Raw genomic sequence first — 15,435 nt, 5'->3', positions numbered from 1 at the left:
CCCTTTTCCCTGATGGTGATCGGATCAGAACTGGAAGTTCGCGCCGACTTTGATCGTGCTGTGCGCGGTGCTGGCGCCGCTGTCGATCGTCGTGCCGGGCGCGACGTCAAACGTGACAGTCTCGTTGCCCAGATCGCGGTACTGGTATTCGGCAAACACCGACAGGTTGTCGCGGACCATACGCTCCACGCCCAGACCGGCGGCGACGCCGGTGGTGGTGAAGCTGTCCTTGAAAGAACCAGCGGGGGTGCTCAGCTCGTAGTCGAAATCGCCACGGGCGATGCCGAAGGTACCATAGACCAGCGTTTGCGGATCAACGGCATAGCCGGTCTTCATGACCAGCGTGACGATGTTCTGCATATCGGCTTCCATGTCGAAAGGCACACCGGCGAAGGTGTTCGAGATGTTGGCATCGACCGAGCCGACCTCGACGCCCAGTTCGGGACCAAAGACCCAACGATCACGCTGCCAGCGATAGCCGACATGCACGCCCGCCGTGGCGCCCGAGATGTCCAGATCGCCCAGACCGGTTCCGCGCGGACCGGCAACGCCGCCGATAAAGGGCGCCAGGCCCACCTGATCCTCGGCGCCAAAGATATAGCCGAGCGAACCACCGGCATAGGCACCCTGCCATGCACCGGCGACGGGAACCTGGGTGACCTCGATCGGGGCCACGTCGATGACGGGCGCGATGACGCCACCGGCCATGGCGGTGCCCGAGGTCAGAGCGACGGCGGCGGTGCAGGCGGAAAGGAAGGATTTGACGGACATGAACGTACTCCTGACGCGGCGGGCCCAGAGGGGGGGAGGTGGCCCGGACAATTGAAATGATCTTGCCGTATAATTGCATAATTTGCCCGCCCCATCAAAGGAAGCGGCCAAAACAGAACAATTTGGTCCACACGCGTGGGCTTTATGCAACAACCGGGACGGGTGCCCCGGTCGTCTCGGGTCAGGTATCCAGATTTTCGACGTTCAGCGCATTCTGCTGGATGAATTCGCGGCGCGGTTCGACCACGTCGCCCATCAGCTTGGTGAACAGATCCTCGGCCTCGGCCACGTCCTCGATCCGGACCTGCAGCATGGTGCGCGCGACCGGATCCAGCGTGGTTTCCCACAGCTGTTCGGGATTCATCTCGCCCAGCCCCTTGTAGCGTTGCAGCGACAGGCCCTTTTCACCTTCCAGGAAGATCGCCTGCAGCAGCCCCAGAGGTCCGTGGATCGGCTGGTCGCGATCCTTGCGGATCAGGCGCGCGGGCTTGCCATAGATGTCCTGCAGCGCCTGCGTCATTTCCCCCAACCTGCGGCTTTCGCCGCTGCGCAGCATCTGGCCGTCCAGCGTGCGGTTTTCCTCGACGCCGCGCAGGGTGCGCGACAGGCGGATGCCCGCGTCCTGCGTGGGACGGCCCTGCCATCCACGTTCATATTCCTCGGCGATCATGTCCAGACGGGCGGCGATGTCATTGGCAACGGCCTGCGCGTCCTGATCGATGCGTCCCGGCATCAGCGCGCCTGCAATGGCCGCCTGTTCGGTGATATGGGGCGGGTAATGCGTCGGATAGGACCGCAGGATGCGGCGGGCCTGACGCGCCTCTTCGACCACGCGGGCCAGATCCAGACCGCGGATTTCTTCGCCCGAGGCCAAGCGCAGACCGGCGCCGTCCACGCCCTGCTGGATCAGATATTCCTCCAGCGCGGCCTCGTTCTTCAGATAGACCTCGGACCGGCCCCGACCGACTTTGTACAAGGGCGGCTGCGCGATATACAGATGCCCGCCCTCGATCAATTCGGGCATCTGGCGGAAGAAGAACGTCAGCAGCAACGTGCGGATATGCGCGCCATCGACATCGGCGTCGGTCATGATGACGATCTTGTGGTAACGCAGCTTTTTCAGGCTGAATTCGTCGCGCCCGATGCCGGTGCCAAGCGCGGTGATCAGCGTGCCGATCTGGTCGCTGCCCAGCATCCGGTCGAACCGCGCGCGTTCCACGTTCAGGATCTTGCCGCGCAGGGGCAGCACGGCCTGATTCTGCCGCGACCGGCCCTGCTTGGCCGATCCGCCTGCCGAATCACCCTCGACGATGAACAGTTCGGACAGCGAGGGGTCTTTTTCCTGACAATCGGCCAGTTTGCCGGGCAGGCTGGCCACATCCATCGCCGTCTTGCGGCGCGTCAGTTCGCGCGCACGGCGGGCCGCCTCGCGGGCCAGCGCGGCCTCGATGATCTTGCCGGTGATGGCCTTGGCCTGTCCGGGATTTTCCTCGAACCATTCGGCCAGCTTTTCGCCGACCAACCCCTCGACCGCCGGGCGCACCTCACTGGAGACCAGCTTGTCCTTGGTCTGGCTGGAGAATTTGGGATCGGGCACCTTGACCGACAGCACGCAGGTCAGCCCCTCGCGCGCATCGTCGCCGGTGAAATCGACCTTTTCACGTTTTGCGATGCCGCTGGACTGGGCGTAATTGTTGATCACCCGGGTCAGCGCGCCGCGAAAGCCCGCCATATGCGTGCCGCCGTCGCGCTGCGGGATGTTGTTGGTGAATGGCAGCACGGTCTCGTGATAGCTGTCGTTCCACCACATCGCGACCTCCACCGTGATGCCGTTTTTCTCGCCGGTGATGAAGATCGGCTCGGGCATGACCGGGGTTTTCGAGCGGTCCAGATATTTCACGAATTCACGGACGCCGCCCTCGTAGAACAGTTCGGATTTCTGCAATTCGGCATGACGGCGGTCTTCCAGAATGATGCGCACACCGCTGTTCAGAAAGGCCAGTTCGCGCAGGCGGTTTTCCAGCGTCTTGAAGACGTAATCGACATTGCTGAACGTCCCCTCGGGCGAGGTGACCTTGGACGAGGCCATGAAGCGCACCTCGGTCCCCTTTTCGCCCGGAGGCGCGTCGCCGACCACGACCAGCGGGCTGACCGTGTCGCCATGTTCGAAGCGGACGAAATGTTCCTTGCCGTTGCGCCAGATCCGCAGTTCCAGCCAGTCGGACAGCGCGTTCACGACCGACACGCCGACGCCGTGCAGACCGCCCGACACCTTATAGCTGTTCTGGTCGAATTTGCCGCCCGCATGCAGCTGGGTCATGATGACCTCGGCCGCGCTGACGCCCTCGCCCACATGGATGTCGGTGGGAATGCCGCGCCCGTTGTCGCGCACGCTGACGCTGTTGTCGTTGTGGATGATGACCGTCACATAGTCGGCATGGCCGCCAAGCGCCTCGTCGATGCCGTTATCGACGACCTCATAGACCATGTGATGCAGGCCGGACCCGTCATCGGTATCCCCGATATACATGCCGGGCCGCTTGCGCACAGCCTCCAACCCCTTGAGAACCTTGATGGAATCGGCGCCATATTCGGCGGGCAGCGGGGCGGTATCGGTCATGCGCGGGGCTTCCTGTTCATCATGCCCTGATATAGGCCCTTGGGCAGGCAAAGTCACGGCTTTGACAGGGTTTTTTGCCCGGCACCGGGGCTTTTCCGCCAAAGCGGTACCGCTCGGTCCGGATCAGCCCGCCCATATCTGCCCGGCGCCCAGCACCAGCCCCACCGCGATCAGCAACCACCCCGAGGCCAGGTTCATCCGCCGCAGCCCCGCAGGCGTCGCCAGCCGCGTCCGCAGCGCCGCGATCGTGGCCCCCATCACCAGGTTCAGTGCAAAGGGAATCGCCCCCGACATCAGCGTTATCACGGCAATATCGGGACCGGTCAGCCGCGCCACATCGAAGAACCCCGGCAGCACGCCGACATAGAACAGCGCGGCCTTGGGGTTGCCCGCAATCGCCAGCAGCCCGGCACTGAAGCCTGCCCATCCGCCGTGCCGGGTCAGGCGGCTGTCCGCGGCCACCGGCTGTCCCGCATGGCGCAACAGCGCCAGCCCCATGCCCAGAAACACCGCCACCGCGATCCAGCGCAGACCCGCCAGCAGCGCGGCCTGATCGCCGACCAGCAGCGTCAGGCCAAAGATCGCGATCAGCGGCCACAGCAGATCGCCGATCGCCACCCCAAGCGCCAGCGGCCAGACCCCCGCCCAGCCCGAGGACAGGCCCCGCGCCATGATCGCCACCCAGACCGGGCCGGGGGTTAGCCAGATCGCGCCCAAAGCCCCCGCATAAAGCCAGATCGCCTGCGCCGTCAGGGTCATGTCGCCTCGCTGATGTCTGATCGCCCGTCGGTCTTGGTCACCGAGATCCGCCGCGCCGCGTTGATGCTGTCGAACAGCTCGGGGCCGGTGCCGGTCAGCAGGCTTTGCGCGGGCAGATGGGTGATCCGGTCATACAGCGCCGCACGCCGGTCCGCATCCAGATGCGCCGCGACCTCGTCCAGCAGCAACAGGACCGGGTGGTCCGACAGCGCCCGCGCATTGGCCAGAATCAGCGACAGCAGCAGCGCCTTTTGCTCGCCGGTCGAGGACAGGGCGGCGGGCATGTCCTGCGGCCCCCATGTGGCGCCCAGATCGGCCCGGTGCGGCCCGCTGAGCGTGCGCCCGGCGGCCAGATCGCGGGGGCGCATGGCGGCCAGCCGGGCGGCGATGCTGTCCGCATCGGGATCGTCCGCCGCACCTTCGCCGGGCATGAGGGTCAGGCGGGCGGCCGGGAAATCGGCGCCGCCATCCTGCGCGGCCATGATCGCGGCCAAAGCCTGCTGCCGGTTGCGGGTCAGGGCGGCCCCCGCCTGCCCCATCTGCGCCTCCAGCGCGCGGAACCAGCCGGGGTCGTGGATCTGGTCGCGCAGCAGCCGGTTGCGGTCGCGCATCGCCTTGTCATAGGCCAGCGCATGATCGGCGTGATCAGGCTGCAGCGACAGGGTCACGCGGTCCAGAAACCGGCGCCGCCCCTCGGGGGCATCCGACCACAGCCGGTCCATGGCAGGCACCAGCCAGATTACCCGGACGAGCCGCGCCAGCGCCGTCTGCGGCACGGGTTTGTCGTCCAATGTGACGGTGCGGGACTGACCGGGGGGCGCCACGGTCTCGACCGCATGGTCCCCAAGCGCCGCCCGGATGCGCCATCCGGCATCAGGCCCCTGACGCGCCTGTTCCGGGGCGGCGACGGCCCGCAGGCCGCGCCCCGGCGCCAGCATCGACACGGCCTCCAGGATATTCGTCTTGCCCGAGCCGTTCGGCCCGAAGATCGCCAAGGGCCGTTCGTCCAGATCCAGATCCAGCCGGGGCCAGGACCGGAACTGCGCCAGCCGCAGCTGGCGCAGCGTCACACGCGCATCGGCATGACGACATAGACCGCGCTCAGATCGCTGCCCTCGCGGATCAGCGCCGCATCGCCCGAGCCGTTGAACAGGAACACCGCATTGTCGCGATCCACCTGAGAGGCGATTTCCTGCAGATATTTGGCGTTGAAGCCGATCTCCAGCGGCTCGTCGGCATAGGCCACGATCAGCTCTTCCTCGGCCGCGCCCGCATCGGGGGCGTTGACCGACAGGACCAGCCGGTCGGCATCCAGCGACAGCTTGACGGCACGGGACCGTTCGCTGCTGACAGTGGCGACGCGGTCCACGGCGCGGGCGAAATCGGCTGCGTCCACCTCCAGCTTGCGGGTGTTGCCCTGCGGGATGACGCGGCTGTAATCGGGGAACGTTCCGTCGATCACCTTCGAGGTCAGGGTGATCGTCGGCGTCGCAAAGCGCACCTTGGTCTCGCTGACCGACACGGCGATATCGGCATCGTCATCGTCCAGCAGCTTGCGCAGCTCTCCCACAGTCTTGCGGGGCACGATGACGCCGGGCATGTCGTCGGCACCCACCGGCAAGGGCGCGTCGATGCGGGCCAGACGGTGGCCGTCGGTCGCCACGCAGCGCAGCTGGGGCCCATCCTCGGATTGCGCCACATGCAGATAGACGCCGTTCAGGTAATAGCGGGTTTCCTCGGTCGAGATGGCGAATTTCGACTTGTCGAACAACCGCCGCAGCACCTTGGCCGAGGCGCGGAAATTGGCGGTATACTTGCTGTCGGCCATCGCCGGGAAATCGTCGCGCGGCATGGTCGCCAGGCTGAACGAGGTCCGCCCCGCCTGCACCGACAGACGACCCGTCGCCTCGTCCAGCGCCAGTTGCACCAGCGCGCCATCGGGCAGCTTGCGGGCGATTTCGTTCAGCATCACCGCGCTGACGGTCGTGGCGCCATTGCGTTCGACCTGCGCCATGGCGCGGTCCACCACCTCGGTATCCAGATCGGTGGCGCGGAAACTGACGCCGTCGGCCGTGGCCTCGATCAGCACATTGGCCAGAATCGGAATCGTGTTGCGGCGTTCGACGACCGATTGGGCCTGCGACACGGCCTTGACCAGAACGGCGCGCTCGATCGAGAATTTCATGCAAGTCCCCTGTGCCTTTGGCCCATCCGGCCCATCGTCGGACCTGATGTGTAACCGCCCCGGCGGGCGCTCACAAGAATTTCGTGATCAGGCTTCCAGCATCCGCTTGAGCATGGCGACATCTTCGGCCAGCGCATTGTCGTCAACCAGCAATTCCTCGATCTTGCGGACGCCATGCATGATCGTGGTGTGATCGCGCCCGCCAAAGCGGCGACCGATTTCCGGCAGGCTGCGGCTGGTCAGCTGTTTCGACAGGTACATGGCGATCTGCCGGGGCCGGGCGACGTTGCGGGCGCGCTTGGGGCCCATCATGTCGGCCAGACGGATGTTGTAATGTTCGGCGACCTTGCGCTGAATGTCGTCGATATTGATCTTGCGGTCATTGGTGCGCAGGATATCGGCCAGACATTCCTGCGCGACCTCCAGCGTGATCTCGCGGCGCAACAGGCTGGCATGGGCGAACAGACGCTGCAGCGCACCTTCCAGCACCCGCACGTTGGTGGTGATGCGATGGGCCAGGAATTCCAGCACGCCCGCGCCGATCTCCAGATCGGGCTGCTGGGCGCAGAACACCTCGGTCTTGGACTGCAGGATGCCAAGGCGCAGCTCATAGGTGGTGGGATGCAGATCGACGATCAGCCCGCAGGACAGGCGCGACTTGATGCGTTCCTCAAGCCCCTTGATCTCGGCGGGGGCGCGGTCGGCGGAAATCACGATCTGCTTGCCCTGATCGACCAGCGCGTTGAACGTGTGGAAGAATTCTTCCTGCGTGCTGTCCTTGCCGGCGATGAACTGCACGTCATCGACCATCAGCATGTTCACATTGCGGAACATGCTTTTGAAATCCATGATCGAGCTTTCGCGCAAGGCCTGCACAAAGCGGTACATGAACTGTTCCGCCGACAGATACAGCACCTGCGCCGACGGGTGGCCCGCCTGATAATCATGCGCGATGGCGTGCATCAGGTGCGTCTTGCCCAGACCCACGCCGCCATACAGAAACAGCGGGTTGAAGCCCACCGGCCCGCCCTCGGCCACGCGGCGCGCGGCGGCATGGGCCAGCTCGTTCGGCTTGCCGACGACGAAATTGCTGAAGGTATAGCGGGGGTCCAGGGGCGCACCCAGATCGGCGCGGGGCGCCCGGGTGGTCGGCGCCGCAGCGGGCTGGCCTGCCGGGGCCGCAGCCTGCGCCGTGGGCCGCGCCACCGCCGCACCCACGTCAAAGCGCAGGCGTTCGACCACTGCGCCATTGCGCGTCAGCGAGGCCATGATGTCCTTGGCGAAATGCCGGTTCACCCAGTCCGAGATGAACCGTGTCGGGCTGACGAACCGCGCCGCGCCCTCGTCGATGGCGGTCAGGCGAAGCGGCTTGATCCAGTGGTTATAGTTGTTCGGCCCCACGCTTTGTTCCAGTTCCGCGCATGCCTGACCCCAGATCTTATCCATCATCGCCCTATCGTCCCGTGCCTGTCCCCGATCCCCGCCGGTTGATCCGGCGGGACAGAAATCACGTCACTCTGGTCGCAAACGAAAAAAGCGGCCCCGGCGACCGAAGACGGTCGCTTGGAGGGCGTCAGCCCGTTTCCGTTCACAGACACAGATCCTGACATGCCGGTGGCAGCCGGCCGTCCCGAATCCGAGGGGCGGAAGACCTAAGTCTTCGCAGCCCGACCGTTGGTCGCGAACCCATCAAGCGATGTGGTTCATGAGGTCCGGTCTGTCCCCAAAGCGACGTGAATCGCAAGGCCGAAACTAGCCCCCTTGCACGGCGCGCTGCAACCGAACTCTGCGCTTGACAGCGTCTTGATCGGTTCGAATCTGCGATGCCTTTGACTCAACACACTATTTTGCCAAATCACTGAAAACGTGTAATATTCTGGGCATGTTGCAGGTGCGGAAATGCAAATCGGGCGCCAAGCAATCGCTTGCGCCCGATCCGGGATCATAAGGTCTGAACCGCCCCTTTGCCGGGGAATCCGCGACCGTTCAGGGGTTGGCTCAGGCCGCGGTCAGGGCGTTCACACGCGCCGCCAGGCGGGACACTTTCCGCGATGCAGTATTCTTGTGCACGACGCCTTTTGTCACACCACGCATCAGTTCGGGCTGGGCGGCCTTCAGCGCGTCTTTCGCGGCAGCGGCGTCGCCCGAGGCGATCGCCTCTTCGACTTTGCGCAGATAGGTGCGGATGCGCGAACGGCGCGCCTTGTTCACGTCGGTGCGTGCTTCGGTCTGGCGGGCGCGTTTCTTGGACTGGGGCGTATTGGCCATGGGGTCTTCCTATCGGGTCAGTTGCATGTCTGAATTCGAAACGTGCAAAAGCCCCATGGCGCCGTCCCGGATCGGGGACGGACATGATTCTTGCCAAAGCGGGCCCACACGCATGTAAGTTGCGGCCTATAGGGCAGGGCTGCGCAAAAGGAAACCCTTTTCGCGCAAATCCCCCTCTTAACGGTCTCGGAACTGCGCCTCGCGCTTTTCCAGAAAGGCGGCCATGCCCTCTTTCTGGTCTTCGGTCGCGAAAAGCGCGTGAAAGCTGCGGCGTTCGAACAAAAGCCCCTCGGTCAGGGTCGTCTCATAGGCGCGGTTCACGGCCTCCTTGACGGCCTTGGTGGCGATCTGGGACTTGTCGGCGATCTTGCGCGCGGCGGCCAGCGCCTCGGGGACCAGCTTGGCGGTGGGTACGACGCGGCTGACAAGGCCGGAACGCTCGGCCTCGGTCGCATCCATGAAACGGCCGGTCAGGATCATGTCCATCGCCTTGGCCTTGCCGACGAATCGGGTCAGGCGCTGCGTGCCGCCGATGCCGGGGATGACGCCCAGATTGATCTCGGGCTGTCCGAACTTGGCGTTTTCGGCGCAGATGATGAAATCGCAGACCATCGCCAGCTCGCATCCGCCACCCAGGGCATAGCCGCTGACGGCGGCGATGATCGGCTTGCGGATGCGTCCGATCGCGTCGATCTGGGTGCCGAACAGGTTGGAATCGTAAACCTCGACGAAGGATTTCGTCGACATTTCCTTGATGTCGGCGCCTGCGGCAAAGGCCTTTTCGCTGCCGGTCAGCACGATGCAGCGGACCTTGTCGTTGCGGTCGGCATCGGACAGCGCGCTCGACAGCTCGTCCAGAAGCGTGGCGTTCAGCGCATTCAGCGCCTCGGGACGGTTCAGCCGGATCAGGGCGACCTCGTCCTCGATCTCCACGATGATGGTTTCGTAAGCCATAGGCTGGAACCTCGTTGCCAGAATGTCAGGCCCCCGTCCTAGCAGAGGGCCGCGCGGGCGTCCAACCGTTCACCTCTGACAGGCCGGACACCAGAAGGAGGACCGCCCCGATTGCACGATCCGGTGGATCGTGCCGCCGCATCCCTCGCGCAGGCAGGGCTGGCCCGCGCGGTCATAGGCGCGGAAGCTGTGCTGGAAATAGCCCAGCTCTCCGCTGGCCTGGCGGTGGTCGCGCAGAGATGACCCGCCCGCCGCGATCGCGTCGGTCAGCACGTCGCGGATATGGCCCACCAGGGCGGCGATGCGCGCCTGCCCGATCCGTCCCGCCGCGCGGCGCGGATCGATACCCGCCCGCCACAGGGATTCGCTGACATAGATGTTGCCCAGCCCCGCCACGATCCGCTGATCCAGCAGCGCCTGCTTGACCGGCACGCGGCGGCCCGCAAAGGCCAGCGATAGATAATCGGCGGTAAAGCCCGGATCGAAGGGCTCGGGGCCCAGATGATCCAGCAGGGGATGGGACACCCCCTCGCGGATCAGATCGACCATGCCAAAGCGGCGCGCGTCGTTGAAGGTGATGGTCGTGCCCGCATCAGTGGTCAGCACGACATGATCATGGCGCGCATGGATGCCCGGATCGCGGTGAAACCCCGCCAGCCCCGCGCCCTCGACCAGCATCCGCCCCGACATGCCCAAGTGCCACAGCACCGTGCCGCCCCGGTCCAGATCGGCCAGCAGGTATTTTGATCGCCGCCGCAGCGCCGTCACCCGCGCGCCGGTCAGCACCTGCACCAGATCGACCGGCATGGGCCAGCGCAGATCGGGGCGGCGAACCTCGGCCCGCGCGATGCGGGCGCCTTCCAGATGGGGGGCAAGGCCGCGTCGGACGGTTTCGACCTCGGGCAGTTCGGGCATGATGGCTCCTTTCGCGCGGCCCGCCTGCCACGGACCTGCGGCATAACCGTCGCATTGCACCTTAGCCGCTTCGCGGTCATTGTGCCGGCGGCGGGCCGGACCTATCTGGCCATGGAACAGGCAAACGGCAAGCGTGATGAGCGATCAGAAACAGACCCATTTCGGCTTCCGGACCGTGGACGAGGATCAGAAGGCCGGATTGGTCCACGAGGTCTTTTCCAGCGTCGCCTCGCGCTATGACCTGATGAACGATCTGATGAGCGGTGGCGTCCATCGCCTGTGGAAGACCGCGATGATGGACTGGCTGGCGCCGCGCGATGGCCAGCATCTGCTGGACGTGGCGGGCGGGACCGGCGATGTCGCCTTTCGCTTTCTGGACCGCGCGCCGGGCGGCCGGGTGACCGTATGCGACATGACCGAACAGATGCTGGTCGAGGGGCGCAAGCGCGCCGATGCCGTGGACAAGGCCGACCGCCTGTCCTGGGTCACGGGCGATGCGATGGCGCTGCCGTTTTCCGATAACAGCTTTGACCGCTATACGATCAGCTTTGGAATCCGCAACGTGACCCGCATCAGTGATGCGCTGGCCGAGGCTTACCGCGTGCTGCGGCCCGGCGGTCGCCTGATGGTGCTGGAATTCAGCCAGATGCCGGTGCCCGCGATGCAATGGGCCTATGACCGCTACAGCTTCAACGTCATTCCGGCGATGGGACAGGCGGTGACGGGCGATCGCGACAGCTATCAGTATCTGGTTGAATCGATCCGCAAATTCCCCGAACAAGAGGATTTCGCGACCATGATCCGGCAGGCGGGTTTCGACCGCGTGCAATGGCGCAACCTGACCATGGGCATCGCCGCGCTGCATTCCGGCTGGAAGCTTTAGGCCCATGCGCGGCCCTCATAACATCCTGCGCCTGATCCGCACCGGCGCCACGTTCGAACGGACCGGCGCGATGGCCGCCGTTCTGGACGCGGTGGATGCGCCGATGCGGCTGCGGCTGGCGGCGCGGGTGATGGGCTGGCCGTTCCGCTGGCTGGGCTACAAGGGCGATCCGACCCTGCCGCCGATCACGCGGGCGATCACCGCGCTTGGCCCCGCCTACATCAAGTTCGGACAGATTCTGTCGACGCGGGCCGATGTGGTGGGCCCCGAACTGGCCGGACAACTGCGCATGCTGCAGGACCGCCTGCCGCCCTTTCCCACCGACATCGCCAAGGCGGTGATCGAGGCTGACCTGCGCGCCCCGGTCGATCAGCTGTTTTCCGAATTTTCCGAACCGGTCGCGGCGGCCTCGATCGCGCAGGTCCACCGCGCGCGGGTGCGCGAGACCGGACGAGAGGTCGCGGTCAAGGTCGTGCGCCCCGGCATCGGCGCGGCCTTCCGGCGCGATATCGACGCGTTTCATTTCGGCGCCCGCATGGTCGAGATGCTGTCGCCCGGCACCCGCCGCCTGCGGCCCCGCGACGTGGTGACCCATTTCGAAAAGACCGTCATGGGGGAACAGGATCTGCGGCTGGAGGCCGCCGCCGCATCCGAGTTTTCCGAAAACACCGCCCGCGATCCCGCCTTTCAGGTGCCGATGCCGCATTTTGCGCTGTGTTCGCGCCGGGTTCTGACCGCCGATTGGGCCGAAGGCCTGCCGATGGGCGACCGCGACGCGCTGATCGCCGCCGGTCACGACACGACCGATCTGGCGCGCCGGGTGATCCAGCTGTTTCTGTCCCACGCGCTGCGCGACGGTTTCTTTCACGCCGACATGCATCACGGCAACCTCAAGGTCGCGGCCAATGGCGACGTGATCGCCTATGATTTCGGGATCATGGGCGAGATCGACGAATATACCCGCCGCGTCTATGCCCAGATCCTGTACGGCTTCATCCAGCGCGATTACCGGCTGGTGGCGCGCGTTCATTTCGAGGCGGGCTATGTCCCCCGCGACCGCGACGAGGCCGCCTTCGCCCGCGCCCTGCGCGCGGTGGGCGAGCCGATCTTCGGTGCCGATGCCAGCCGCATCTCGATGGGGAACCTTCTGTCCTATCTGTTCGAGGTGACCGAGCGGTTCGGCATGCCCACCCGGACCGAACTGATCCTGCTGCAGCGTACGATGGTCGTGGTCGAGGGCGTGGCCCGGTCGCTGGACCCGCAGCTGAACATCTGGGATGCGGCCAAACCGGTCGTGTCCGATTACATCAAGGCCAGCATCGGCCCCAAGGCAGCCGTGCGCGATCTGGGACAGGTGGCGCAGACGGTCGGGCGCTATGGCCCCCTGCTGCCGCGCATCATCGAACAGATCCTGTGGGAGCGCGCCCATCCCGAAGAGGCGCGGCTGACCCTGATCCAGACCCGCCCCGCGGTGCCCTTGTGGCTGGTGGCATTCCTGGCACTGGCTGCAGGAACCGGGATCGGGCTGGCGCTGTAGGGCTTGTGTGGCGGGTCGCAGGCCCCGCAGAGACAAGCCCCGCGCGGGCTTCAGAAACAGATGATCTCGGCCTCGGCCTCGGCGCGGCGCAGGACGGCGACGGTTTCCGTCAGCTGCGCCATGCCGCGAAACATGCCCGAACGTTCACCGGTGGTCTGGCGCATCCGCAGCACGGTTTCGGCATTGATGTAATCATCATAGGGCAGCACCTCGGCGATGCGGTCGATCGCGCAGGAACATCGGTCGATCATTTCCCGGTTCTGGCCGTTCGTGGCCATGCAGGCAAAGACATATTCGACGCGGGCATTGGTGGGATAATCGTTGACGGCCTGCGCCTGTGCAGGAAGGCCCAAGGTCAGGGCGAGAACGGTGCCAAGCAGAGCGGGGGGCCAGCCCCCCGCGTCAGCCAGCGGTTCTCGAACCGATGGCGAACCACTGGCTGACCCCCGGGATATTTTCGTGAAGAAGAAGGCGGGGCGCGGCGCCCTCATTGCAGCACCAGACTGTTGGTGTAGCCGGGTTCGGGATCGGTTTCAGCGCGCAATTCGCGGATGGGCTGGGCGGGGTCGGCCATCACGAAGGTCAGCCTCAGTGTCTGAAATCCGCCCATGCGGTCGGCATTGGGGTCTTCGGCAAAGGGCTGGAAGGTGGCGGTCAGGCCGTCATCGCCCTGCGCGATCTCTCCGCCGCGAAAAAGGGCGTCCTTCATCCGGTTGCGGATGTAATGGGCGCTGCCCCCGGTCAGGGCCGCCACGTCGCGGCTGGTCTGTTCCAGAAAGAAGGTCAGGACCGGATCCCCACCCGAGATCGGAAAGGGGCCGATCTTGCGGCTGCGTTCACCGCTGTCCTGCGTCAGTTGCAGGATCGGCTGCTGGTCCGAGGGGTCGGTCTCTTCGGACAGGATCAGGCTGGCATTGGCGGTGGGACGAAAGCCCTCGGCCTGCGGTCCCTGAACGGTCAAGCGCCATTCCAGCGACCGGTCCAGATCCCAGGGGCCGCGTTCGGCAAACACCGCATCTCCGGCCTCGGCCGCGATCAGGGGCTGGGGTGCAAGGCCTGCCAACCCCAGCCAGATGGCCGTGGCGATTGCGTGTTTCATGGTCTGTCCTCCCAAACGGTCCCTTGGCCATGATGGGCGCCGGACGGGGCCGGGCGCAAGCCCCGGCATGGACCGCATCCCCCCTTGGTCTTAGGCCAGCAGCCGCCCCAGAATCTCGGCCAGCTCGGGCGGGCGGACCGGTTTTTCCAGCAGATGCATGCCCATCGCCGCGCAGCTGCGCGAGATGGAGGGATCGCGATGCGCGGTGACCATCACCGCAGGCACGCGGCGGCCTGCGGCGGCGCGCAGGGCCTCGATCGCGGCGAATCCGGTATCGCCGTTTTCCAGATGATAATCGGCCAGGATCACGTCAGGGGGTTCCTCGCCCATCGTGGCCAGCGCCTCGGCGGTGCCCCCGGCAAGGCGGGGCACCATGCCAAGGCGGTCGCGCAAGATCATCTCGTATCCGCGGCGCATGTCGGGGTCGTTTTCCACCACCAGCGCCACCCGCCCGCGCAGCCCCGGCAAGGCCGCATCGCTGAGCCGCGCGGTCGCATCCGCCCCGCCCACCGGCGGCAGGCCGACGCGGAAGACGGTGCCGCGCATCGCCTCAGAGCTCATGCTGATGGGATGGCCCAGCTTGGCGCAGGCGCGGCGCACGATCGACAGGCCCAGCCCCATGCCGGGCGTTGCCGAATCATGCGTCAGACGCTGGAATTCGTCAAAGATGCGGTTGCGGTCCACCGCTGGAATGCCGATCCCGGTGTCATAGACCGACAGCCAGCACATGCCGGCCCGCGGGCGCGCGCCCACTGCCACACCGCCGCGCTGCGTGTATTTGATCGCGTTCGACACAAGGTTCTGGGCGATGCGGCGCAGAAAGATCGGGTCGCTGTCCACCACCGCCCCGGTCGGCATGAAGGTCAGCCGCAGCCCCTTGGCCTGCGCCACCGGGGCAAATTCGGCCGCCAGCCTGCGAAACAGGTCGTCCAGCGGCACGGGCTGGCGGTTGAATTCGATCCGCTGGCTGTCCAGGCGCGAGATGTCCAGCACCGCATGCATCAGCTGTTCGACCGATTCGAAGGCGCTGCCCAGCCTGTCGGTCAGTTCGGTCTGATGATCATCCATCGCGGTGTCGGTCAGCGCCGACAGAAACAGCCGCGCCGCCGACAGGGGCTGCAGCAGATCGTGGCTGGCGGCGCGCAGGAACCGGGTCTTGGAGCGGTTGGCCTCTTCCGCCGAGGCGCGGGCGACGGCCAGTTCGCGGTTTCGTTGCGACAAATCGGCCATGGCGCGTTCCAGATCGCGGGTGCGGGCCAGAACCTCTTGTTCCAGCGCCACGGCGCCCTGAAAGACCGACCATGCGGACCCGCGCGTTTCTTCCAGCCGGTCGATGCGGTCGATCAGCACGGCGTTGATCCGGATCAGCTTTTCGACCTGCCGGGCGGGCGGATCGTCGTCACGCAGCATGATGGGGCCGGTCTGAAGGCGCAGGGTCCGGGGG

At 65.7% G+C, this 15,435-nt stretch carries 14 protein-coding genes; 2 read left to right on the top strand and 12 right to left on the bottom strand.

Going from position 1 to position 15,435, the window contains the following annotated elements; translation table 11 throughout:
• Window positions 1–24: 24 nt before the first annotated feature.
• From EG885_RS09830 to mutM, 9 genes are all read right to left on the bottom strand, one after another.
• Window positions 25–771, bottom strand: coding sequence for an outer membrane protein (locus EG885_RS09830; RefSeq protein ID WP_131574307.1), 747 nt, complete (start codon window positions 769–771; stop codon window positions 25–27).
• A gap of 181 nt (window positions 772–952) precedes the next feature.
• Window positions 953–3,391 (bottom strand): DNA topoisomerase (ATP-hydrolyzing) subunit B, encoded by a 2,439-nt coding sequence (gene gyrB, locus EG885_RS09825; protein ID WP_131574306.1) that lies wholly within the window; start codon window positions 3,389–3,391, stop codon window positions 953–955.
• Between the two features lie 123 nt (window positions 3,392–3,514).
• Window positions 3,515–4,150: a LysE family translocator gene (locus EG885_RS09820; RefSeq protein WP_131574305.1), complete on the bottom strand. Its 636-nt coding sequence runs from the start codon at window positions 4,148–4,150 to the stop codon at window positions 3,515–3,517.
• Window positions 4,147–5,220 (bottom strand): DNA replication/repair protein RecF, encoded by a 1,074-nt coding sequence (recF, locus tag EG885_RS09815; RefSeq protein WP_131574304.1) that lies wholly within the window; start codon window positions 5,218–5,220, stop codon window positions 4,147–4,149. Before recF ends, EG885_RS09820 begins: the two co-directional genes overlap by 4 nt.
• Window positions 5,217–6,335, bottom strand: a complete 1,119-nt coding sequence (gene dnaN / locus EG885_RS09810; protein WP_131574303.1) for a DNA polymerase III subunit beta — start codon at window positions 6,333–6,335, stop codon at window positions 5,217–5,219. The genes recF and dnaN overlap by 4 nt, the downstream gene beginning before the upstream one ends.
• Before the next feature lie 87 nt (window positions 6,336–6,422).
• Complete coding sequence (gene dnaA, locus EG885_RS09805) at window positions 6,423–7,784, bottom strand: chromosomal replication initiator protein DnaA (protein WP_131574302.1); 1,362 nt, start codon at window positions 7,782–7,784, stop codon at window positions 6,423–6,425.
• Window positions 7,785–8,333: 549 nt separating this feature from the next.
• The gene (rpsT, locus tag EG885_RS09800) at window positions 8,334–8,603 is read right to left on the bottom strand and encodes a 30S ribosomal protein S20 (protein WP_131574301.1); all 270 of its coding nucleotides are present in this window, start codon (window positions 8,601–8,603) and stop codon (window positions 8,334–8,336) included.
• Between the two features lie 177 nt (window positions 8,604–8,780).
• On the bottom strand, window positions 8,781–9,557 hold the full coding sequence (locus tag EG885_RS09795) for an enoyl-CoA hydratase (RefSeq protein WP_131574300.1): 777 nt from the start codon (window positions 9,555–9,557) through the stop codon (window positions 8,781–8,783).
• A gap of 69 nt (window positions 9,558–9,626) precedes the next feature.
• Window positions 9,627–10,472: a bifunctional DNA-formamidopyrimidine glycosylase/DNA-(apurinic or apyrimidinic site) lyase gene (gene mutM, locus EG885_RS09790; RefSeq protein WP_131574299.1), complete on the bottom strand. Its 846-nt coding sequence runs from the start codon at window positions 10,470–10,472 to the stop codon at window positions 9,627–9,629.
• A gap of 136 nt (window positions 10,473–10,608) precedes the next feature.
• Between mutM and ubiE the strand changes: the two genes are divergently transcribed.
• The gene (gene ubiE, locus EG885_RS09785; protein WP_131574298.1) at window positions 10,609–11,355 is read left to right on the top strand and encodes a bifunctional demethylmenaquinone methyltransferase/2-methoxy-6-polyprenyl-1,4-benzoquinol methylase UbiE; all 747 of its coding nucleotides are present in this window, start codon (window positions 10,609–10,611) and stop codon (window positions 11,353–11,355) included.
• A 4-nt stretch (window positions 11,356–11,359) separates the two neighbouring features.
• Window positions 11,360–12,892 (top strand): 2-polyprenylphenol 6-hydroxylase, encoded by a 1,533-nt coding sequence (ubiB, locus tag EG885_RS09780; RefSeq protein WP_131574297.1) that lies wholly within the window; start codon window positions 11,360–11,362, stop codon window positions 12,890–12,892.
• Window positions 12,893–12,942: 50 nt separating this feature from the next.
• Here ubiB and EG885_RS09775 read toward each other — a convergent pair whose 3' ends face one another.
• From EG885_RS09775 to EG885_RS09765, 3 genes are all read right to left on the bottom strand, one after another.
• Window positions 12,943–13,245 (bottom strand): hypothetical protein, encoded by a 303-nt coding sequence (locus tag EG885_RS09775; protein WP_242679598.1) that lies wholly within the window; start codon window positions 13,243–13,245, stop codon window positions 12,943–12,945.
• 134 nt (window positions 13,246–13,379) lie between these two features.
• Complete coding sequence (locus EG885_RS09770; RefSeq protein ID WP_131574296.1) at window positions 13,380–13,991, bottom strand: hypothetical protein; 612 nt, start codon at window positions 13,989–13,991, stop codon at window positions 13,380–13,382.
• A gap of 90 nt (window positions 13,992–14,081) precedes the next feature.
• A partial coding sequence (locus tag EG885_RS09765; RefSeq protein WP_242679597.1) for an ATP-binding response regulator occupies window positions 14,082–15,435 on the bottom strand: 1,354 nt, incomplete at its 5' end.

The organism is Paracoccus nototheniae (genome assembly GCF_004335005.1).
Classification (GTDB): Bacteria; Pseudomonadota; Alphaproteobacteria; order Rhodobacterales; family Rhodobacteraceae; genus Paracoccus; species Paracoccus nototheniae.
The sequence above is the reverse complement of the archived record's forward strand: the minus strand, read 5'-3'. Positions and strand labels throughout refer to the sequence as shown.

What these genes read in the sequence shown, in the direction of transcription:
- EG885_RS09830 (WP_131574307.1), bottom strand. Translation starts at nt 771, where the DNA reads ATGTCCGTCAAATCCTTCCTTTCCGCCTGCACCGCCGCCGTCGCTCTG.
- gyrB (WP_131574306.1), bottom strand. Translation starts at nt 3,391, where the DNA reads ATGACCGATACCGCCCCGCTGCCCGCCGAATATGGCGCCGATTCCATC.
- EG885_RS09820 (WP_131574305.1), bottom strand. Translation starts at nt 4,150, where the DNA reads ATGACCCTGACGGCGCAGGCGATCTGGCTTTATGCGGGGGCTTTGGGC.
- dnaN (WP_131574303.1), bottom strand. Translation starts at nt 6,335, where the DNA reads ATGAAATTCTCGATCGAGCGCGCCGTTCTGGTCAAGGCCGTGTCGCAG.
- dnaA (WP_131574302.1), bottom strand. Translation starts at nt 7,784, where the DNA reads ATGATGGATAAGATCTGGGGTCAGGCATGCGCGGAACTGGAACAAAGC.
- rpsT (WP_131574301.1), bottom strand. Translation starts at nt 8,603, where the DNA reads ATGGCCAATACGCCCCAGTCCAAGAAACGCGCCCGCCAGACCGAAGCA.
- EG885_RS09795 (WP_131574300.1), bottom strand. Translation starts at nt 9,557, where the DNA reads ATGGCTTACGAAACCATCATCGTGGAGATCGAGGACGAGGTCGCCCTG.
- mutM (WP_131574299.1), bottom strand. Translation starts at nt 10,472, where the DNA reads ATGCCCGAACTGCCCGAGGTCGAAACCGTCCGACGCGGCCTTGCCCCC.
- ubiE (WP_131574298.1), top strand. Translation starts at nt 10,609, where the DNA reads ATGAGCGATCAGAAACAGACCCATTTCGGCTTCCGGACCGTGGACGAG.
- ubiB (WP_131574297.1), top strand. Translation starts at nt 11,360, where the DNA reads ATGCGCGGCCCTCATAACATCCTGCGCCTGATCCGCACCGGCGCCACG.
- EG885_RS09770 (WP_131574296.1), bottom strand. Translation starts at nt 13,991, where the DNA reads ATGAAACACGCAATCGCCACGGCCATCTGGCTGGGGTTGGCAGGCCTT.